At 72.3% G+C, this 18292-nt stretch carries 25 protein-coding genes; all 25 read right to left on the reverse strand.

From position 1 onward, the window contains the following. Positions 1 to 170: 170 nt before the first annotated feature. The 25 genes from ACWEJX_RS20650 to ACWEJX_RS20770 all read right to left on the reverse strand — a co-directional run bounded on the left by ACWEJX_RS20650 (position 171) and on the right by ACWEJX_RS20770 (position 18161). On the reverse strand, positions 171 to 407 hold the full coding sequence (locus ACWEJX_RS20650) for a hypothetical protein (protein ID WP_111339976.1): 237 nt from the start codon (positions 405 to 407) through the stop codon (positions 171 to 173). Positions 408 to 489: 82 nt separating this feature from the next. Continuing rightward, complete coding sequence (locus ACWEJX_RS20655; protein WP_111339977.1) at positions 490 to 675, reverse strand: hypothetical protein; 186 nt, start codon at positions 673 to 675, stop codon at positions 490 to 492. Beyond that, a complete protein-coding gene (locus ACWEJX_RS20660; protein WP_451608878.1) occupies positions 672 to 1157 on the reverse strand; it encodes a hypothetical protein in 486 nt (161 codons plus the stop codon). Before ACWEJX_RS20660 ends, ACWEJX_RS20655 begins: the two co-directional genes overlap by 4 nt. After that, on the reverse strand, positions 1154 to 1360 hold the full coding sequence (locus ACWEJX_RS20665; RefSeq protein WP_451608879.1) for a hypothetical protein: 207 nt from the start codon (positions 1358 to 1360) through the stop codon (positions 1154 to 1156). The genes ACWEJX_RS20660 and ACWEJX_RS20665 overlap by 4 nt, the downstream gene beginning before the upstream one ends. 54 nt (positions 1361 to 1414) lie before the next feature. Further along, entirely contained in the window at positions 1415 to 1855 is a 441-nt protein-coding gene (locus ACWEJX_RS20670; protein WP_451608880.1) for a hypothetical protein, read from the reverse strand. Then, positions 1852 to 2535 carry a GGDEF domain-containing protein gene (locus ACWEJX_RS20675; protein ID WP_451608881.1) on the reverse strand — a complete coding sequence of 228 codons (684 nt, stop codon included), beginning with the start codon at positions 2533 to 2535 and terminating at the stop codon, positions 1852 to 1854. Before ACWEJX_RS20675 ends, ACWEJX_RS20670 begins: the two co-directional genes overlap by 4 nt. A 92-nt stretch (positions 2536 to 2627) precedes the next feature. Further along, positions 2628 to 2933, reverse strand: a complete 306-nt coding sequence (locus ACWEJX_RS20680) for a hypothetical protein (RefSeq protein ID WP_111339982.1) — start codon at positions 2931 to 2933, stop codon at positions 2628 to 2630. Positions 2934 to 3097: 164 nt separating this feature from the next. Continuing rightward, positions 3098 to 3343 carry a hypothetical protein gene (locus tag ACWEJX_RS20685; protein ID WP_111339983.1) on the reverse strand — a complete coding sequence of 82 codons (246 nt, stop codon included), beginning with the start codon at positions 3341 to 3343 and terminating at the stop codon, positions 3098 to 3100. Between the two features lie 121 nt (positions 3344 to 3464). Continuing rightward, positions 3465 to 4322: a DUF4097 family beta strand repeat-containing protein gene (locus tag ACWEJX_RS20690; RefSeq protein ID WP_451608882.1), complete on the reverse strand. Its 858-nt coding sequence runs from the start codon at positions 4320 to 4322 to the stop codon at positions 3465 to 3467. 122 nt (positions 4323 to 4444) lie between these two features. Beyond that, the gene (locus ACWEJX_RS20695) at positions 4445 to 5218 is read right to left on the reverse strand and encodes a hypothetical protein (protein ID WP_451608883.1); all 774 of its coding nucleotides are present in this window, start codon (positions 5216 to 5218) and stop codon (positions 4445 to 4447) included. A 37-nt stretch (positions 5219 to 5255) separates the two neighbouring features. Beyond that, positions 5256 to 5450 (reverse strand): hypothetical protein, encoded by a 195-nt coding sequence (locus tag ACWEJX_RS20700; protein ID WP_030423206.1) that lies wholly within the window; start codon positions 5448 to 5450, stop codon positions 5256 to 5258. Next, positions 5447 to 6448, reverse strand: coding sequence for an AAA family ATPase (locus tag ACWEJX_RS20705; protein ID WP_451608884.1), 1002 nt, complete (start codon positions 6446 to 6448; stop codon positions 5447 to 5449). The genes ACWEJX_RS20700 and ACWEJX_RS20705 overlap by 4 nt, the downstream gene beginning before the upstream one ends. Then, positions 6445 to 6798 (reverse strand): hypothetical protein, encoded by a 354-nt coding sequence (locus ACWEJX_RS20710; protein ID WP_111339987.1) that lies wholly within the window; start codon positions 6796 to 6798, stop codon positions 6445 to 6447. Before ACWEJX_RS20710 ends, ACWEJX_RS20705 begins: the two co-directional genes overlap by 4 nt. Further along, complete coding sequence (locus tag ACWEJX_RS20715; protein WP_111339988.1) at positions 6795 to 7412, reverse strand: hypothetical protein; 618 nt, start codon at positions 7410 to 7412, stop codon at positions 6795 to 6797. Before ACWEJX_RS20715 ends, ACWEJX_RS20710 begins: the two co-directional genes overlap by 4 nt. A gap of 122 nt (positions 7413 to 7534) precedes the next feature. Then, complete coding sequence (locus tag ACWEJX_RS20720; protein ID WP_386807583.1) at positions 7535 to 7825, reverse strand: hypothetical protein; 291 nt, start codon at positions 7823 to 7825, stop codon at positions 7535 to 7537. Then, the gene (locus ACWEJX_RS20725; protein ID WP_111339995.1) at positions 7822 to 8067 is read right to left on the reverse strand and encodes a hypothetical protein; all 246 of its coding nucleotides are present in this window, start codon (positions 8065 to 8067) and stop codon (positions 7822 to 7824) included. Before ACWEJX_RS20725 ends, ACWEJX_RS20720 begins: the two co-directional genes overlap by 4 nt. Before the next feature lie 19 nt (positions 8068 to 8086). After that, positions 8087 to 8515 carry an RRQRL motif-containing zinc-binding protein gene (locus tag ACWEJX_RS20730; RefSeq protein ID WP_111339996.1) on the reverse strand — a complete coding sequence of 143 codons (429 nt, stop codon included), beginning with the start codon at positions 8513 to 8515 and terminating at the stop codon, positions 8087 to 8089. Between the two features lie 275 nt (positions 8516 to 8790). After that, the gene (locus ACWEJX_RS20735) at positions 8791 to 9537 is read right to left on the reverse strand and encodes a hypothetical protein (RefSeq protein ID WP_451608885.1); all 747 of its coding nucleotides are present in this window, start codon (positions 9535 to 9537) and stop codon (positions 8791 to 8793) included. Positions 9538 to 9642: 105 nt separating this feature from the next. Next, entirely contained in the window at positions 9643 to 10281 is a 639-nt protein-coding gene (locus ACWEJX_RS20740; RefSeq protein ID WP_386807580.1) for a hypothetical protein, read from the reverse strand. Positions 10282 to 10395: 114 nt separating this feature from the next. Continuing rightward, positions 10396 to 10698: a hypothetical protein gene (locus tag ACWEJX_RS20745; protein WP_386807579.1), complete on the reverse strand. Its 303-nt coding sequence runs from the start codon at positions 10696 to 10698 to the stop codon at positions 10396 to 10398. 2 nt (positions 10699 to 10700) lie between these two features. After that, positions 10701 to 13127 carry a DNA translocase FtsK gene (locus ACWEJX_RS20750; protein WP_386807577.1) on the reverse strand — a complete coding sequence of 809 codons (2427 nt, stop codon included), beginning with the start codon at positions 13125 to 13127 and terminating at the stop codon, positions 10701 to 10703. A gap of 143 nt (positions 13128 to 13270) precedes the next feature. Next, complete coding sequence (locus ACWEJX_RS20755; protein ID WP_386807575.1) at positions 13271 to 15379, reverse strand: hypothetical protein; 2109 nt, start codon at positions 15377 to 15379, stop codon at positions 13271 to 13273. Between the two features lie 356 nt (positions 15380 to 15735). Then, positions 15736 to 17499, reverse strand: a complete 1764-nt coding sequence (locus ACWEJX_RS20760; protein ID WP_386807573.1) for a DUF2637 domain-containing protein — start codon at positions 17497 to 17499, stop codon at positions 15736 to 15738. Next, positions 17496 to 17756: a hypothetical protein gene (locus ACWEJX_RS20765; protein ID WP_239225702.1), complete on the reverse strand. Its 261-nt coding sequence runs from the start codon at positions 17754 to 17756 to the stop codon at positions 17496 to 17498. Before ACWEJX_RS20765 ends, ACWEJX_RS20760 begins: the two co-directional genes overlap by 4 nt. Before the next feature lie 207 nt (positions 17757 to 17963). Further along, positions 17964 to 18161: a hypothetical protein gene (locus tag ACWEJX_RS20770; protein ID WP_239225703.1), complete on the reverse strand. Its 198-nt coding sequence runs from the start codon at positions 18159 to 18161 to the stop codon at positions 17964 to 17966. Between the last annotated feature and the right edge of the window lie 131 nt (positions 18162 to 18292).

The following is an 18292-nucleotide window of genomic DNA, read 5'->3' on the forward strand; positions in this document are numbered from 1 at the left end:
AGCATCCTGGCTGCGCATCGCCCCACGGGCGGAGCCTGGTCAGTCAGAAAACCTCAGAGGCCCAGCCGCCGGCGGCTGGGCCTCACCTCGTTGCCGGCCCCGAAACACAAAAAGGCCCGCACCCCCTGCGCTGCTGGGCGCGGGGAGTGTGGGCCTTCGTGTTGGACTGCTCAGGCGGGGCGGCGCATCTGCCGGATCTTCAGCATCCAGCGGTCCCAGAGGGTGGGGTGGGTGTGGCGCCAGGCGACACGGTCCAGGCGTACGGGGTCCGTGTGGCGCTGGGAGAGTCCGCAGGTGCACGTCAGGCCGTAGGGGAGCGGCTGCGTGTCGTCTCGGGTCGTGGTGACGACGACGCGTTCTCCGTCGTGAGCGCCGTGGTAGGTGCCGACCCAGAGCTGTGTGAGCATCGCGGTTCCGTTCTGTGTGGAGAGTGGCGCCGGGGCGGCCGGGCTCGTAGCCGGCGGCCGCCCCGGGCCGTCTGCGGGGTGGTCAGGACTTGGCGGTGGCGTGGCTGCTGACCACGAGGAACTGGTCGGTGGTCAGGTCCATCACGACCTGGGCGTCGACGCCCTGGGCGCGCTGGGCGGCGGCGTAGTCGTCGGCGGGCCAGGATCCGCGGGGGTGGCCAGCGGGGAAACGTTCGAGGACGGTGCGCGGCGCAGTGGCGGTCGTCATCGCGTGTCGCCGCCGTTCTCGTACGTGTCGATCAGGTCGAGGATCGCGTCGGGGTTGACGGCCTCGCCGACCCAGACTCCGGCGGCGGTGAAGACCGGCACGGTGTCGCGGTCCGCGTCGAACACGGCCGCGTAGCCGCCCCATCGCTCCAGCACCAGGTCGTACAGGACCGGGGCCGGGGCGGCTTCCAGGACCTCCATGGCGTCGACGGTGAGCAGGGCCGGGGCGGTCGGGTCGTCCGGCTGGGCGACGGTGCCGGTGACGCGCAGGAGGTCGCCGGGCTGGATCTCGTTCAGCAGGGCATGGGCGATGCGCGGGTCGCCGGTGGTGCAGGCGTACACCGTGTCCGGGGTGTCGGGTGCGATCCGGTCCGCGTCGGCGGGGGAGTGGATCAGGTCGAACGTCGCGGTGCCCCAGTGGGTGCCGGGGGCCGGGATGGCGTCGACGTAGCCGTCTATGGCGAGGTGCGTCTGAGAGGTCATGAGCGGGCCTCCGCCCGGGTCTTGGTGGTGCGGGAGCGGGGTCGGGGGGTGTGCTGAGCGAGAACCAGGAGTTCGCGGTTGCGCTGCTGCTCCTCGGGGGTGAGCGGCCGGGCCTTGGTGCCGCGCCGGTGCCAGAGCGGCGAGGCCGGCGGTTCGGGGTAGGCCAGGGTGTGGTCGGTGCCGTGCTGGGGTGTGCTGCTCATTGGGGCCTCCGGGTGGAGGGGTTCAGGCGGGGTGGCAGCTGCGGCTTCTGCGGGTCACGGCCGCAGGTGGGGCATCTGCTGGAGGACCTGGTCCACGAGGTCCTGCGTCGGCTTCCAGGCCGGGAGCGCGCCCGTGGCGGGCACGGGCAGCGGCAGCTCGTGGACGTCGTCGAGGACCAGGTGGTGAACGTCCCTCTGCGCCCAGGGGCTGGTGCACCGCTCGGGGCCCTGGTCCGGGTGGCAGTCGGTGAGCCGGGCGACGCCGATGACCGCGCCGCGGTGGAGCTCGCGGCCGCGGATCGCGGTGGCCACCAGCGGGTCGCGCAGCAGGGCGGGGTCCGGCTTCGCCTTCCCGGCGTGGATGAGGACCCAGCCGCGCCACGGCCAGTTCGCGGGCCTGTTCTCCGGGGTCTTCCCGGCAAGGATGCAGGTGGCCCAGGGCTGGCGGATCGTGATGCCGCGGATCCAGTCGCCGCCTTCGAGGTCGGCGGTCACGCGGCACGCTCCAGCGCGGTGCCGGGGCGGCCGGCGCGGCGGCCGTTGACGGTGGGCGTCTCCAGGTCCTCGATCTCCGCCCAGCCGTAGTGGCCGGAGTGCTTGGTCCGGTACATCGAGACGTCCGCGCCGCGCAGCAGGGCGGGCAGGGCGTGGATGCCGAGGTAGTCGGGGACGGCGGTGCCGACCGACGCGGCGACGGCGAGGGGCCCAGTCTCGGTGGGCACGGGCTCGTGCAGCACGCCCATCAGCTCCGTCAGGCGCTGCTCCATCGCCTCGTCTCCGGCCCGGGTGTCCACACGGGTCGCGACCGCGAACTCATCCCCGCCCAGGCGGCCGACGACTCCGTGCGGTCCGGCCCAGTGGGCGAGGCGCTCGCCGGTCGCGGCGAGGACCTTGTCGCCGGCGGCGTGGCCGTGGCTGTCGTTCAGGCCCTTGAAGTTGTCGAGGTCGACCAGGCAGACCAGGGAGTCCTGCCGGTGGCGGGCGAGCAGGCGCTGGGCGCGGCGCTCGAACGCGGCGCGGCGCTGGGCTCCGGTGAGGGGGTCACGGCGTTCGGCCGCGAGGCGCCGGTGAAGGGTGAGCGCGTGAACGGTCCAGCCGGTGAGCGGGACCGCGAGGGTGGTGATGATGAGGGCGCGCTGCCCGATCGGGGACGCAACGCGGGTGACGGGGTCCATACTTGGGATCTCCCTCTCTCGTCTCGTACGGGGTGGGTAGGCCCGGGGCAGGCGGTTGGTTTGGACGCCTTGTCGCCTGTCCCGGGGCGGAGCTACAGCGCGAAGTCGCTGCGGCGGGTGCAGCTGAGCGGGTTGTGCCAGCGGCCGGCCTTCGCGGCGGGCCAGTCCAGCTCCCAGCCGGGCCGCAGCCCGCGCGCTCCCCAGCTGTCCGGCTGCTTGCCGGGGATGTCGAGGCCGGCCTGCTGTGCGGCGAGCGCGGCGTCGTACACCTCGTGCGCGCGGCGCAGGGCCGTGGTGGGGGAGTCCGCCTCGCCGGTGAAGACGTGCAGCCCCCGCAGGGCCGGGTTGGTGGTGTTGTGTATCGGGACGTCTACCTCGTAGACCTCGCGGTTCGGCATGACGACCCTCTCCTTCCGTGCCTGGTGCGTGAGGGGCCACCGCGCCGTCCTGGTCTCGGAGGTGAGGCCAGGGCGGCGGGGAAGCCCGTCAGGTCGCCGTGGGGCGGAGACGGTGGAGCCGTTCCGGCCCGGCGTGGGCAGGGCCGGAACGGCTCCGGGGGGGTTCAGTCGTTGGCGGCAGGCTGGTCCGTGGACCGGTAGCGCTTGGTCTGCCTCAAGACTTGGTTGCGCTTGACGTCCAGGGCGTCGGCGATGTCCTGCTGCGCGCCGTGGTACCGCTTCTGCAGGCGGTCGATCTCCTGCCAGAACTCGGTCTCGATGCGCTCGTGGCCGTCGTCGCGGCGCTGGCTGGCCTGGGCGACCAGGTCGCGCAGCTCGTTGCGGGCCTCATCGTCGGGGCGCGGGGTCATGGGGTGCTCCTGCGGGGATTCGAGGGACGATGTGTCTGCCCCCTGCTCCTCTTGGAGCGGGTTGGGAGGCCCGGGGTGGCCGGTGAAGTTTGGCGACTGTGGCGGCCACCCCGGGGCGACGTCACCGGCGGCGGTGCTTGCCGGAGACGGTGCCGACGCGCTCGCGGAGGTGGTCCGTGCCGCGCGTGGTGACGTCGCCGGAGACCGTGTTGGCGTCGATCGAGCCGGTGGCGGCCGGGGTCGCGCTGACGTGGACGTCGCCGGAGACGGTGTTGGCGCGGAACTCGGTGCCGTTGTAGGCGCCGATCTCGATGTCGCCGGAGACGGAGTTGACGTCGACGCGGGCGTCGACCCGGTCCACCTCGAAGTCGCCGCTGGTGGTGTTGCCGCGCAGGGTGTGGACGCCGCGGGCCTCGATGTCACCGGAGACGGAGTGGACGTCCAGGACCTGGAGGTCGCCGTGGACGGTGATGTCGGCGCTGGTGGTCTCCAACCGGACCGAGGACTGGTCGCAGGGCAGCTTCACGTCGACGGTGATGGTGCCCATCCCGCCGCCGCTGACGACGGTGCCCTGCTCGGCGACGACGCGGCCGTTCGAGACGACCTTGCGGCCGCCGATGATGACGTCGCCGTTGCTGATGGTCATGCCGGTCACGGAGCCGCGGACGACGCCGAAGTTCTGGCCGACGACCATGTTGCCGCCGTTGAAGCTGAAGGTGGAGTTGCCCATCGTCATCGTGTTGCCCTGGACCTCGGGGACGCAGACGGTGACGCAGTCGAGGTTCTGGTAGCGGCTCTCCCGCTTGGTCGCACCGCGCACCGCGTCGGCCAGCGGGCCGTCGTCGTCGCCCGTGCTCACCGTGATGACGGCGTGCTTGATGGTCGGGTCGATGGTGACGTTGACCGTGCCGACGTGGCTGATGATGTCGGTCCACACGGCGCCGGCGGCGGTGGCGGTGAAGGTCTGGGAGGTGCTCAAGGTGGGCTCCTTGGTCGGAGAGGCGGGGGCCGGGTGACCCCCGCACATCCATAATGCATCCTCGAAGGATGCATTTCTAGGGCTTGGCATCTTTTGAGGATGCCTTTTTCTGTTGGTGCAGGTCAGGCGGCCACGGCCGGGGCGGGGGAGTCGAGGCCGACGCCGCGCAGAGCGTCCAGGACGTACGGCTCGAAGCGGGCCTGGTGCTGGGCGGCGACCGCGCAGCCGGTGGCGCGGCTGTAGGCGTAGCAGCGCGCCATCATGCTGGCGTCGGTGACGGCGAGGGCCTGGTCGACGGCGTTCCGTGCGAGGTGCTCGATCCAGGTCTGGGCGGCCGACTCGCGGCGCGCGTGCGAGGTCGACATGGCGACGGAGTCCGCCCACCGGCCGCTGCCGCAGGTGGGGCCGCCGCACTGCTCCCAGTCCCACTTCCGGTCGCGCATGCCCTCGGGATCGGCGTCCCAGTCCGACGCCCAGCGCACGGCCCGCTCGGGGATCTCCTGCTGGATGACGTTCAGGACGTCGCGGCCGCAGGGCCCGAGCGCGGGGTGGGCGTCGGTCTCCTCGAGGACGCGGATCTGGTGGGAGAGCAGCCGGTAGGGGTAGTAGCGCTGGCTCCAGTTGCCGGTCTCGCCCAACGGCTCCACGATCCACAGCCGGACGGGCCAGGTGACGGGCCAGATGCCGGTGTCCTCCAGCGCCTCGCCGACGCGCTTGACCATGCGGAAGTAGGAGAAGCGGCTCTCGTCGTACCACTTGTTGCGGCAGGGGTTGGGGTGGTCGATGACCTTGCCGACGTTGGCGGAGAGGTTCACCGGGGTGCCGACCTCGCGGGACATCTCGATGATGCCGTCGGCGGGGGTGGCGATGTACCAGGTGACGGGCTTGCGGGCCATGCGGGCCTCCGTGAAGGGGTGGGAGCGGCCGGGCCGCTCATAACTGGATGTTGATCTGGCGGCGCGGGTCGCCCGCGCTGGTGTGGACGGTGCGGCGGTGCGCGGCGAGGCCGGCGCTTCCGCCCTGGATCGGGAGGTGACAGTCAGGGCAGCCGTGGGCCCACTCATCCCCGGCCGGAAGTTCGGCCGGGGTGAGCGGGTGCGGGTGCGGACCGTCGGCGGCGCGGCTCACTCGCGGACCGCGGCCGCGAACTGCTCTTCCAGGTCCGCGCGGCCCTCGGGGTCGTCGTCCTGGTCGTGGTCGTCGGCCTCCTGGTCGACGTCGTCGGGGCCGCCGTGGACGGAGCAGACTGCGTCCGGGTGCAGCCCGGTGTCGCTGGTGTGCGCCTTCCACAGGTCGGTGACCGAGAAGACCGGCTGCCACGCCGGGGCGTCGCAGTCGTCGTCGTACGGGCAGCCGACCAGCAGGTCGAAGCCCACGTCGCCCTCGCCGTCGACGTCGGTGCGCAGGGCGAGGACCAGGCGGTCGGGCCCGAGGCGGATCTCGCCGACGCGGTCGCCGCCGGCGAGCGGCGAGTTGTCCCGCCACCGCCACAGCGGCACCACCTCCGCGCCGAACGTGCGGCGGACCAGGAGCAGGCCGCCCAGGCCGTCGCCGCCGTCCCAGCCGAGCTCGCGGCGGCGGGTGTCGCTGGCGCGCTGCAGAAGCGGCTGAAGGCGGTGGATGTTGTCGGCGAACACGACGTGGTCGAAGCCCTCGCCGCGCAGCTGGGGGAAGGCGGCGACGGCTTCGGCGTGCTGGCGGCGTACGACGCCCTCGGGCACGGCGCGGTCCGGGCTCCGGTCGGCCTGGCGCTCCACACAGACCGAGGCCGGGGTGGAGACCAGGAACGCGACGGTGGGCACGCCGTAGTTCCGGGCCATCTGCACAAGGCCAGCCCTCACCCGTTCCTCGGTATTCGTCGCGTCGATCACCGTCGTGCGCTTACGGGCGAGGCGGGCCTCCAGCACGGTGTGCATCACGTTGACTGCGGACAAGGTGGCCTCCTGGTCCCCGGCCTCATCCGAAACCATCGCCCTGAACTGGTCGAGCTCCAGGACCTGCGTGGAGGGCCAGGTGCTCGCCCAGGTGCTCTTGCCGCTCCCCGCCGCGCCGATGAGGACGATCAGCGCCGGGTCGGGGATGGTCGTGTCGAGCGGCTGCATGGTGCCTTCGAAGGTGGTCTTCACGAGCGTTCTCCTTGCGGGTGGAGGGTGGAGGTGGCCAGGTGCAGGCGCATCCCGGCGGAGTCGCCGATGTAGGCCGCGGCCTCTTCGATCGCGCAGGCGGCGGACTCGGAGTCCTCGCCGTTCAGCTCGGTGAGCGCGGCGGCCCTCGCGGCCATCGTCAGCAGCTGGTTGAGCGAGCCGAGGACGCCGCCCTTGGGGTCGGCCTCGTCGAACAGCTCGCGCAGCGTCTCGGCGAGGAACTCGGCATCGATCGGACCGCCCAGTTCGTCCTCGATCTGCTGGACGGCGAGCTTCACGATCCCGGCCGAAGCGCGGACGCGCTCCAGCCGGGTACGGGTGGCGGGGGTCACCGGCGGTCGCCCTTGCGCAGGGTGATCCAGGTGGTGACCAGGGCGGCGGCCACGCCGATCGCGCGGTGCGCCGCCTGGTCCAACTCCATCAGCGCGGTCCCGGGACCGGAGACGTCCTGGACGGCCTTGGGGTACTCGGTGCCCTCGCCGCCGGCCTTGCGGACGACGGTGGCGTGCTTGATGTAGCCGGACTTGCCGGCCTTCTCCGCGAGCCAGAGCAGCGGTTCGCGCCTGTCCAGGATCCCGTGGGTGATCGCGTTGATCGCGGCGCCGGTGAGCAGGGCGCTGGCGGGGACGCGGTAGCCGAGGGTGCGGGTGACGGCGAGGGTGGAGGCGAGCTGTACGGCGCTGTAGCTGGCCACATGTCGGCTCACCGAGCGGCGGCCGTACGCGCTGGCGGTGCAGGTGCGGCCTTCCTTGCCGTGCCGCCACGGGTTCTCTTCCACCGGGCTGCCGTCGTTCTTGTAGACCAGGTGGGAGCCGTGCATTCCCTTGGTCATCGCGTCGTGCGAGTTCTGCACGAACTGGTCCCCCAGTGCGTGGACTCCGTCGAAGACGGCGGTCAGGGCGGCGACCAGGGCGAGGCCCTCGATGGCGCGGAGGCGATCGGTCATGCTGGGTGTGCTCCTCATCTCGGATTCGGGGTGGGGTGCGGGGCGGCCGGCCTCTTGCCGATGCTGCGGACGCCCCGTGGTGCCTTCGCCCCCGGCCGGTCTCCGGCCGGGGGCGGTGGTGCTCAGAACGGAGGCTCGTTCCAGGCCGGGACGGGCAGGAGCCGGATGCGCAGCTCGCGTCGGTCGGACCAGCAGCCGCACGCCTCCATCTCCGGGAAGGCGCCGCCGATCCACCAGCCGCCCTCGCCGTGGCAGCGCGGGCAGCCCGGCCGGGGCCGGGCGGTGATCTCGATGCGGTGCCGGTCGGCGTAGAGCTTGAGGTGGCTGGCCCTGAGCGCGGCGGCGGCCGTCGCCGCGGCGAGCGGGACGGCGGCGGCCAGCAGCAGGGCGCCGCGCAGGTGGCGGGCGCTCACTTCAGCGGGATGGCGCGGCAGGCGGCGGCGTGGCTGTTGGCGTCCGGCCGGATGCAGAACAGGAAGTCCTCCTCGGGCCGGTCGGAGGAGTCGCCGCAGCCGTGGCAGTGCCAGCGGTTCTTGTCGGAGTGCTCGCCGGGGCCGGTGACGTCCACGTACGAGCCGCCGACGGTGATGAACCTGATCAGCAGGTTCTTGGGGCGGTCCGGCTCGGTGAAGGCGGCGAGGGTGGCGGTGCTCATGGGCTGGTGTCCTCTCGGATCAGGCGGCCAGCAGGTGCTTGGCCGGGGGAGCGATGTAGGAGGCGGGGTCGGCGGGCGTGCCGTCGTAGCACTCCAGGCAGGACCCCAGGGTTTTCAGCGGGAGGCAGTGGAAATAGCGCCGGCCGCAGGGGCCGGGACACGTCTGGCGAGCAGCCATCGCCTTGTCGAGCGCGGCTTCCTTCGCGAGCGTCATCGCGAACTTCGGCTTCGCCAGGTCGATCCGGTACAGCCACGCGAAGCGCTTGCCGCCACGGCATTCGATCCGTGCGACGGGCTCCTGGCCGCCGGGGCGCAGGCCCATCTCCCGCAACTGGCGGCGCGTCGCGAGGTTCTCGCGCCCGGCCTGCTTCCACCGGAAGACCGGTAAGGAGCCATCGCCGGGATCGTTCGGGTCGACGTCGACCAGGTCCTGGTCCTGGTCGGCCATCACCTGCTCCAGGTACCGGGGAGTCGGCGCTGGGGCGCGGGGTAGCGGGGGCCGGGGATGGTGGGGCGGGGGCGGCCGATCCTGCGGCGGGGCCGGGGGATGAGCACGATGAACCCTCCATGTCGTCGGTGGCGTGGACGTTCAAGCGCCCGCCGCCCCTGGTGGCGGGGTGGCGGGCGCGGGTGGAGCTCAGGCCGGTCGGCCTGTCCGGTCACCGGCAGCCGGCCGCCCGGGGTACGGGCGGCGGCGGCCGGTGGCCAGGCGGAGCGACCGGATCAGCGGCCCAGCTGGCGGACGTTGTCCGGGGCGGGGCCGTCGGGCTGGGCCGGGATGTGGATCTGCGGTTGGACCGTGATCTGCGGGGCGGTGTGCACGGTGGAGAAGACCCGCGGCCGCAGGTTCAGCCCGCGCAGGGCGAAGGCCGACGCGAACGTCCAGGCGAGGACGGCGATGGCGGTGGCGACGGTGCGCGAGGTGTCCGGGGTCGTCGTCCAGACCATCGCGATGCCCGCGCACCCCCATGCCAGCCACGTCAGCCGGATCCCGTTGCTGCGGGTGATGAACCCGGCGATCAGGGAGAACAGGCCAGTGACCTGCCACAGGGTGTAGACGGTGGAGGCGCTGATCGGCAGGCTGGCGGAGTGGGCGGCGATGTATGAGCGGATCGGGTTGTCGATCGTGGCCCACACGCCGGTGGAGGTGTTGTCGCCGACCTGGACGTTCGGCACGGCGGTGAGGATGCGGTGCGCGGCGTCCAGCAGGACGTCGACGGCGCCGTTGAAGAGCAGGACGACGAACGAGAACACGGCGATGGCGGCGACGGCCTTGATCCAGTTGGCCATGCCGTGCCATCCGGCGTCGGGTGCGCGCCGGACGTCCTCCCACAGCTCGTGGAGGGTGCCGCCCTCGTCCCATGCCTCGTTCCACCAGGTGCGGGCTTCGGAGAGGCGGGACTCCTTCTTCGTCGACGTCGACTTCGTGCGGTCGTTGTCGGCGGCCGGGGTCGGGTCGTTGGGTGCCAAGGTGATGCTGCTCCTTGTCGAGACGGTGGTGGTGCGGGCCGGGCGGCCTGTCCCGTCCCCGGCGCCCAGGAGCGGGCGGGGCGGGGGCGAGGCAGGCAGCCCGGCTCATCCGTGGAACTTGTTGCGCCGGAAGACCGCCTTGCGGATGTTGACCGTGGTGCCGCCCCCGCCGTTGCCGCGCGAGGCTCCGCGTACGGCGAGCGCGAGGAAGATCAGCACGAACAGGCCGGCCACGCTCATCACGGCCTGGCCGGTCGCGGTGAGGATGGCGGGCAGCTGCGCGAGGGTCGGAGCGGCAGCACCGACGCCGACCCCGGCGAGCGCGATGCCGCCGCCGGTCGACAGGGCGATGGCGCTGTACTTCCACACGAACGCGGGAACCGCTCGCTGCGGCGCGGCCGGAGCGGCGGGCGGAAGCAGGTGCGTCGGCGCCGGAGCCATGACCTGCGGGTAGGTGGGGACCGGGGCGAGGGCCGCCTGCTGGTACTGCGCGCGGAGGTACTGGAGGGCTTCCTCCCGGCGGACCAGGTCGTAGACGCGTGCCATGTACGCCTCGTCGGTGGGGAGTCCGACAGCGGCGTGGGCGGGCGCGGCCGGAAGGTCTCCGGGACGGGCGCCGGGGCGGGCCTCGGGGAACAGTGCCCAGATCTGCTCCAGTCCGTCGACCGGGAGGCCGGCGGCGGGAGGGCCGGGGTGCGGCGGGGTGTGCTGGTAGTCGGTGAGGGTGAGGTCGCGGGGTTCCACGAGGTGCTCCTTGACGGGGGAGAGGGTGGTGGGGAACGCGAAGGACCCGCCCGGCCGGGATGGCTGGGCGGGTCCTGGGTGGCCCGGGTCGGGCCGTGAGGTGGGGCGGGGAGGTCAGCCGAGGCTGTAGAAGGCGAGGAACGCCGCGAGGAGACCGAAGCCGGCCTTCACCCACCACGGGCCGAACTCGAAGGCGCCCCAGACGGCCGCGATGGCGGCGGCGCGCAGGCCCCAGCGGGCGAAGAACCCCAGCGGCTGGTGCTGCTGGAGCTCCTGGATCCGGGCGGTGCGCCGGTCCATCTCCGACTGGAGGTGTGCGCGGGTGACGGTGTCGGCCTCGGATGTGTTCTTGAAGGTCTCGCTGTAGGAGTGCCGTTCGGCCTCCAGGCGCTCGATCTCCTCATCCGCTGTCTCCATGGTCACTCCTTGGTGTGCGAAGCGGCGGCGGCCGCGAGACCCATCGCGCCCAAGTCGCGCGCGGTGAAGCCGAGTTCGTCGGCCAGCCTCATCTTTACCACCTCCAGGTCGTCAGTCGAGACCTGGATTTCGCGGGCCTTGGAGCCGTCGGAGGGGCCGACGATGCCCAGCTGGTGGAGGTAGTCCATCAGCCTCTCCGCCAGGGCGAAGCCGATGCGCAGCTTGCGCTGGAGCATCGACGTCGACCCGAACTGGGTGGACACGACCAGTTCGACGGCCTCGAGGACCAGGGCGCCGTCCAGGCCCTCGGGCAGCGTCGTCCCGGCCGGCTCGGCGGGGGCGGTGCTGGGCTGCTGGGCGGCGGCCTCGCGGGCGATGTACCGGGCGTACTGCCCGGAGTCGTCCTTGATGGCCCTGCCTTCCTCCGCCCACTTGCTGAGCCAGCCGCCGACCGTGCGCGGCGCCGGGGTGGCGTCGCCCAGGAGCTGCTGGAGCGCCTCGTGCAGGAGCTTGGGCGTGTAGCCGGTTTCGCCGGCGGCGACCAGGAGCTCCCAGCCCTTCTCGCGCGGGTCGACCGGGCGGGTCGGGCGGGGGAGCGGGGCCGCTGCCGGAGCGGCAGCCGGAGCCGGTCCGGCGGGAACCGCGATCGGTCCGGCAGTCGGGTCGAGGCTGGCGTTGACGGCGGCGAACAGCTCCGCCGCGCCGCCGAAGCCCTCGAACCCCTGCGGCACCGAGGCGGCCGGGGCCGCCGGGGTGGTGCCGGCCGATCCGGCCGGGGCCGGGGCGGAGGCGAGCAGGGTGGAGGCGTCGATGATCTCCCCGGCATTGTCGATCGCGTGCTGCGCGGACTCGGTGAGCTGCTGGCCCTTGTAGAGGTCCGGCAGCGTGCGCGCCCACCGCTGCGGGTAGAACGCGCCGCTCTCCACCGACGCGGACAGCTCATCCAGCTTGGGCCGCCGGGCGGCGGTCGCGGCGCAGATCTTGTCGGTGAGCTCGTCGACCAGGCGCCACACCTTCATCGCCGTGGGCTTCTTGGGCCCGAGGCGGGTGTGCATCGTCCACCCGGCGCCCGCGACGGGCGCGTCCTTCGGGTCGATCTTGATGTAGCCGGGGAAGAGGTACGCGAGCTCTTCGGCGTCGGAAACGGTCATGCCGACGCGCCACTTCGCCTGGATCTTCATGGTGGCGGTGACGACGTCCTGCGTGGCGCGCAGGCCGCAGACGAGGTTGCGCACGCGCATCGCGCGGCCCTCTTCGGCGACCTTGTCGAGCATCTCCTTGACGTCGAAGGGGAGGGAGGCGGTCTCGTCGGTGATGATGACGATGCCCGGGATCTCGTGGGAGATCGGCAGCTTGTTGTCGGTCTTCTTCTCCCGCATCAGCTGCTGGTATCCGGCCTTGCGGGCCGCGATGATCTCCCCGGCCATCTTGAGCATGAGCCGGGCTTCGTCCTCGGTGTGCGCGATCCAGTCGACGACCGGCGCGGACGCGAGGCCCTCGGTGGCCCACGGGGTGATCCACGGGAGGGCGACGCCACCACCGGTGATGTCGATGGCCCAGATCAGCGCGTCGGGCATCCGGGCGAGCTGGCCGGTGACGACGCGCAGCGTGTTCGTCTTGCCCGCGTCCGTCTCGCCGATGAGGATGCCGCAGTCGTTGCAGAGACTGCCCATGGCCTCCTGGCCGTTGCGGTGCAGACCGAAGGGGAACCGCTCGGTCAGCGTCAGCTCGGAGAAGTCCTCCGGGTAGGGGATGTCCTCGCTGATGACGTCCTTGAGGGTGACCTCGATCAGGATCGTGCCGCGGTTGGCGCCGGGGAAGATCTCGACGCCGCAGCCGTCGGCGAGGCGCAGGTCGGCGGCGAACTTCGGGCCGTAGCCGTTCAGGTCGTCGGCCGTGGTCCCGCCGGAGGGCAGGTCGATCTCGACGGTGTAGCCGACCTTCCCGGGCCAGTGCTGCACGTCCTTGCCGACGCAGTTCTCCACCCGGGCGACGCGCTTCATGCGGTCTTCCCAGTCGCGCAGGATGCCGACCGACTCGCGGCGCAGCTTGAGCAGCCGCTTGCGCTCAGAGCGGGTGGACTCCGAGCGGGTCGCGGACGCGTTCGCGGCGATGCCGACGGCGGCCAGGCCCAGGCCGGTCGCCCAGCCGGTGGAGGTCAGGGGCGCGGTCGCCAGCGCCCAGGACGCCCACCCGGCCGCGGTGACCCAGGACAGGGCACGGGTGGTGAGGGTGCCGGCCGTGGTGCCCTCGCGCAGGTCGTGGACGGCACCGGCGGCGGCCGCGCCCCCGAGGGTGACGGCGGCGGCCTGCCAGGGCAGTCCGGTGATCGGGGCGAGCATCACCATCGAAGCGGCGGTCTCGCTGGCGTATCCGAGGAAGGTGGTGTGGCCGCTGGGCAGCGACCAGTCCCAGTGACGCATCGACATGGGGAGGTTCTCCGTCCTGGTCAGGAAGGCGGGGCGGGGGCAGCAACAAGGTGGATAGGCAGCAAGGGAGCCGGTGGCCGGCCCCGGGTTTCGGGGTCGGCCACCGGCTCCTGGTGGTGCGGGTCGTGCTGGGGGTCGAAGGGTCAGCGGGGGGTGTTCCACATGGACTCGGCGGCCGGGCCCTTGCGGGGGTTGGTGTTGTGGCTGATCTCCAGGCGGTGGTCCTCGAGGAACAGCTTCGCGGCCATGTCGGCGTCGTCGGCCGCCGCCCGGATCATCTGGACCAGGGTGCCGAGCTCGTCGGTGACGCGGTCGTCGACCGGGTACAGGTCGCGGGTGCGCTGGTGCAGCGCCTCGATCGCGTCGGCCAGGGCGTTCAGCCCGTAGCCGATGCCCTGGTACTCGGAGCCGACCTGGAGCATGTGGACCGGGTCGAAGGTCCGGTAGAGCACGGCCATCAGGACGCACCCGGACTCGATCCGGCCCGGCTGGAACATCGCGGCCTCGGACGCGGACGACCCGTTCGGGGTGACGTTCCACATCCACTCGTTCGTCCTCGGAGCGACGATCCGCTCGATGTCGAAGGCGTGGGCGAAGCGGAACAGGGCGACCATGTTCTCCGCACGGGAGGCAGCGTTGACCATCCGCTGGTACGCCTCGGTCAGCTTGGCGATGGCCCGCTTGCTGCACGGGTACTTCTGGTCGGAGTTGACGGCCATCTGCTGTACGGCCATCGCCGCGGCCCGGATGCCGTTGGGCAGGCCCGCGTACTCGGCAGCGACCTCCATCATGCTGGTCGGGCTGTAGCCGGTGTACGCGGAGTGCGTCGCCCGCATGGCGAGGGCGAACTTGGAGTTGTTGCCGTCCAGCACGGTGGTGCCGGCGGCGAGAGAGGGTCCGGTCATGGGGTCGGTGTCCTTCCGGGGATCGTTGACGGTGAGGTTGAGCTGGTCCGCCTTGGCTTCCTTGTCGTGGCGGGCCTTGGAGCGGCGGAAGAAGAACCGCCAGATCCGTCCGGCGATCCGGACGGGGAAGGCGAACCCGGCGAGCGGGTCGCGGTGCTTGGTGAGCAGGCGCCAGGTGCCCCACAGGATTCCCAGCGGCAGCGTGAGGAGCCCGGCGAGTCCGGCGAGGAACCCGGCTCCGGCGCAGCGTGCCCAGTGCCCGAGCTTGCGGGCGGCGGTGCGGCGCATCCGGTAGAGGCGGCCCGATGTCGAACCGGCCTTCGTGCCGGAACCGCTGGAGCCGCCGGACGTGCCGCCCTTGCCCTTCTTGGAGCGGCGCAGCTTGCCCGCCCAGCCGCGCATCTTCTGCATCGCGCGTCCGAGGCGGGACTTCGCCGGGGTGGTGCCCTTGCCGCTGGAGCCCGACCCGGAGCCGGAGCCGCTGGAGCCGCCGGAGGAACCGGCGCTCCCGGAGCTGCCGGTGCCCGAGCCGCCGCCCTTGCGGCGCATCTTGTTGCCCCAGCCCTTGAGGGTCTGCCACGCCTTGCCGGTGCGGGACTGCTGACCGGCGCCGGCCTTCCCGCCGCCGCTGCTCCCACCGGGGCCGTTCTTGCCACCGCCGGTGCCCTTGGGGGTGTTGGCGCCGGGGCTGGTGGCTCCGCCGCCCAGGCCGCCCTTGCCGCGGCCGCCGCCCTTGCCGAGCAGACCGCCCAGGCCGCGCCCGTTCTTCCCCGACCCGGACCCACCGGTGCCGCCGCCTGCGGCGTGACGGCCGCCGCCGGGACGCCGTTCAGCGCCCTTCCCGGTGCCGTTCATCTTGCCGCCGGTGCCGTTCAACCGGCCGCTGCGGTTGTTCATCCGGCCGCCCCCGGCGCCGCCGCCGCCCGACCGGCCGCGACCTCCGCCGCGTCCGAGCAGACCGCCCTTGCCCGCGCCCCCGCCAGCCCGGCCGGAGCCGCCTCCGGAACGGTTCGCGGCGGCGGCCTTGCGGGCGGCGGAGACCTTCGAGCGCTTCTTGCGACCGGCCAGCGCGGCAGCGGCGACAGCCACTCCGGCCGCGCCCGCGGCGATGAGTCCGGGCACTCCGGCGACGCCGTAGGCGATGCCCGTGGCGATTCCGGTTGCGTTCGTGCCGTGGACGATGAGCGGCAGCGCCTGGGGGCGTCCGCGGCTGGTCTTCTTCTGCTCCGGGGCCGGGTCCGTGGTCTCCGAAGGCTCGGTGACGACGGTGTATTCGGCGGTGTCGGTGTCCTCGGTGGTGGTGCCGCCGGCGGTGGTGTCCGGGGGCGCGGTCGCGGTGTCTGCCACGGCGAATCTCCTCACAATGTGTAGCGGAGAGGAGAGGCGAGGCGACGCGAGGTGAGGGCAGAGACCCCCCGTCACCCCCGGTTGGAGGGCTCAGCAGGGGGCTGGGAGGGGGGTTCCCCCTCGCCTCGCCTCGCTTCGCCTCGCCTCGCCGCTACTTTCCGTAAACGGCGGGGTCGGGGGTGCAAAAGGTGCTTTCCGGGCCGCTGGTCGGGCCGGATCGTGCTGGGTGGAGCGGGTGAAGCGGTCGGCCTGGCGGCCGCGGCCGACCCCCGCAGCCACCCCGTCCGGCGGTGTGCCGGAGGGGCGTTGCGAGGGGCGACCGTGTGGGCCAGGAAGACCTTCGATCAGGTTCCGTTTCAGGCTGCTGCCTGCTCCGGAGCCTCGGTGCCGCCGCCGTTGAGGAGGTCGACGGCGCGGGTCTTGCGGTCCTGCGCGGAGCCGGTGGAGATGCCCAACTCGTCGGCGATGACGCGGACGGTGACCGCGCTCTCGCCCCGGGTCTGGATCATCGCGACGACCCTCTGCACGTCCCAGTCGACCTGGTTCATGCGGGCCCGTGCGGCGGCTTCGACCGCCGCCGCCTCGTGTTCAGCGGCCCGCGCACGGCGTTCCGCGGCCTCTTCGACCGCGGCCTCCTCGCGAGCCTTGGAGAGGGCAATCTCCTCGGCGTCGCGCTGCGCCTCCAGGTCCTTGTTCACCGTCGCGGCGCGGTGTTCAGCCTCCTTCCGTTCGTGTTCAGCGGCCTCTTCGAGGGCCTTCTTCTCTTCGGCCAGGGCCCGCGCCAGACGCTGCTGCTGCTCCGCGAGGCCGGCCTTGCGGGCGGCTTCGTCGCGCTGGGCTCGGGCGGCGGCATCCGCCTGGATCCGGCGCTCTGCCTCGGTGGCCTCCGTGGCCATCTGCTGCTTCTCCAGACCCCAACTGGCCTGCACCTTCTCCCGTTCGATCTGGGCGAGGGTGCGGCGCTTCTCGGTCTCATCGGCGAGCTCCTGCGCTTCGGCCGCTGCCTGGTCCTCCGCGAGCTTGAGCGCGTGCTGGCGCTTGGCCTCACGGAGTTGAGCATCGGCTTCGGCGCGCTGAATCTCCGCCTGAGCCTCGCGTTCCGCTTCGGCTTTCGCGATCTTCAGCTGACCCTCGGCGCGGATCTTGTCGACCTCCGCCTGAATGCGAGCGGCTCCGAGTTGAACATCGGTCTTCACTCGCTGAATCTCGGCCTCGGCACGCTGAACGGCGGCTTGCGCCTCCCTCTCGATCCGCTTGGTCTCCTCCTCCAGCGGCACCGCGAGGGCACGCTCCACGCTGAACCCGAAGGGCGCCAACTTGAACGGCAGCATCTCGTTGGCCGTCGCTGCCTTCCGCCAGCCCCGCTCGTCGTCGTCGTACTTCTGGCGCAGGCCCTCGCGGTAGATCCGCAGCTGCTGGAACTGAGCGGCGACCTCCTTGTAGGGGAGGTTGTAGAGCCGCATCCGGCGGGCCAGGCGGGGCGTGGTCAGCGGGGCGAGGATCCACCGGGTCAGCGGGACCGACCCGAGCGGGGCTTCGCCGGCCAGCAGGTCGGCCATCCGGCCGATGTAGTGGCGGGCGGCCTCCACCGCGATGATGAACAGCACCGGGATGACGCCGTGCATGGAGGCCGCGAGCGGGTCGGCCGTCCAGGGCCCCTTCGGGGCGGCGGCGTTGAACGCCACCGTGGCGGCGGTCAGCCCGTGGGCGGCCCAGCGCAGGATCGGCAGCGGCATCCGCTTGCGCATCATGTAGAGATCGAGCGCCAGGAGCACGAGGATGCCCGCGTCGATCCCGATGGGGAACGCGTAGGAGAAGAGGCCGAAGCCCTTGCTCTCCGCGAGGTTGCGCAGGGTGTCGTACGAGCCGGTGAAGCCGATCCCGGCGAGCACCAGGCCGCCGACTCCGGCGATGACGGCGAGCAGCCGCATGGCGCGCGGGTCGCCGTCGTCCGGCTCGGTGCCGACCTCCGGGGTGTCGTCCTGCTCCAGCTGCTCCTGGTCCTCGTTGTGGTCGGGGTAGTCGGTGTGGTCGGCCGGGGCGGAGACGTCCCAGGAGTGCGGGTCGTCGTCGCCGTCCGGGCGGATCACGTCGGGCTTGCGGAAGTCGACGGCGGTCATGTGGTGCTCTCCGGGTCGTCGGTCGGGATGAACGGTTCCAGGGCCATGCCCACGCACAGCCGGACCGCGCCGAAGACGGCGAGGCCGACGGCCAGGTGCAGGCAGGTGGGCCACAGGCCGTTCGCGAACAGGTCGAACAGGGCCAGGACGGTGGCGACGACAGCGATGACCGTGGCCAGCAGCGCCGCGAGCGGGCTGTGCGCCACGTACGTGTCGTCCGTCGTCTTGTCGGGGGCCGGGGCTGCGGTTGTACTCACCGGACACCCCCGCTGGTAGCGTTGGCCATGCGAATCGCTCCTTGTCAGCGGATCGCGAGAACAAAGGAGAGGCCCCCTCGCACGGGGCCTCTTTGCTTTGCCGAGCCGTTCCGGCTCTCCGACTCCGCCACGGCCTGGTCGGTCGTGGCGGAGCGGGAGAACCGCCGGCCCCGGCGCGGAGGTCGACTCCGGCCGGGGCCGCGGCAGTCAGTCGCGGTGCTCCTTGAGGTACTGGGCGAGCTGGATCTTCACGCTCGCCATGCCGGTGTAGGCGTTCATCGCCGCCCACACGCCGTGGTTCTTCTCGGCCTCCTTGAGCAGCCAGTACGCCTCGCTGACCAGCTCGTCGGGGTCGGCGTCGATGCGGCGCAGCGGGCTGGTCATGCGGGCGAAGATCCCGGCCATGAAGGACTCCTTCGAGGTCTGGCTCCTGGACTGTCACCAGGAGCAGGGGGCGGATCAATGGGGCAGCCCGGGGTGTGGGCTGCCGATGTGCGGCGGTGCTGCGGGGCGGGCGGCGAGTTGGCCGGCGCTCC

The organism is Streptomyces sp. NPDC004788, assembly GCF_053601115.1.

Bases quoted from the DNA above. Each gene is read 5' to 3' on its own strand.
- ACWEJX_RS20725 (WP_111339995.1), bottom strand. From the start codon at position 8,067: ATGAGCACCGCCACCCTCGCCGCCTTCACCGAGCCGGACCGCCCCAAG.
- ACWEJX_RS20715 (WP_111339988.1), bottom strand. From the start codon at position 7,412: ATGACCGATCGCCTCCGCGCCATCGAGGGCCTCGCCCTGGTCGCCGCC.
- ACWEJX_RS20650 (WP_111339976.1), bottom strand. From the start codon at position 407: ATGCTCACACAGCTCTGGGTCGGCACCTACCACGGCGCTCACGACGGA.
- ACWEJX_RS20655 (WP_111339977.1), bottom strand. From the start codon at position 675: ATGACGACCGCCACTGCGCCGCGCACCGTCCTCGAACGTTTCCCCGCT.
- ACWEJX_RS20745 (WP_386807579.1), bottom strand. From the start codon at position 10,698: ATGGAGACAGCGGATGAGGAGATCGAGCGCCTGGAGGCCGAACGGCAC.
- ACWEJX_RS20685 (WP_111339983.1), bottom strand. From the start codon at position 3,343: ATGACCCCGCGCCCCGACGATGAGGCCCGCAACGAGCTGCGCGACCTG.
- ACWEJX_RS20730 (WP_111339996.1), bottom strand. From the start codon at position 8,515: ATGGCCGACCAGGACCAGGACCTGGTCGACGTCGACCCGAACGATCCC.
- ACWEJX_RS20680 (WP_111339982.1), bottom strand. From the start codon at position 2,933: ATGCCGAACCGCGAGGTCTACGAGGTAGACGTCCCGATACACAACACC.
- ACWEJX_RS20665 (WP_451608879.1), bottom strand. From the start codon at position 1,360: ATGAGCAGCACACCCCAGCACGGCACCGACCACACCCTGGCCTACCCC.
- ACWEJX_RS20675 (WP_451608881.1), bottom strand. From the start codon at position 2,535: ATGGACCCCGTCACCCGCGTTGCGTCCCCGATCGGGCAGCGCGCCCTC.
- ACWEJX_RS20770 (WP_239225703.1), bottom strand. From the start codon at position 18,161: ATGGCCGGGATCTTCGCCCGCATGACCAGCCCGCTGCGCCGCATCGAC.
- ACWEJX_RS20660 (WP_451608878.1), bottom strand. From the start codon at position 1,157: ATGACCTCTCAGACGCACCTCGCCATAGACGGCTACGTCGACGCCATC.
- ACWEJX_RS20695 (WP_451608883.1), bottom strand. From the start codon at position 5,218: ATGGCCCGCAAGCCCGTCACCTGGTACATCGCCACCCCCGCCGACGGC.
- ACWEJX_RS20750 (WP_386807577.1), bottom strand. From the start codon at position 13,127: ATGTCGATGCGTCACTGGGACTGGTCGCTGCCCAGCGGCCACACCACC.
- ACWEJX_RS20760 (WP_386807573.1), bottom strand. From the start codon at position 17,499: ATGACCGCCGTCGACTTCCGCAAGCCCGACGTGATCCGCCCGGACGGC.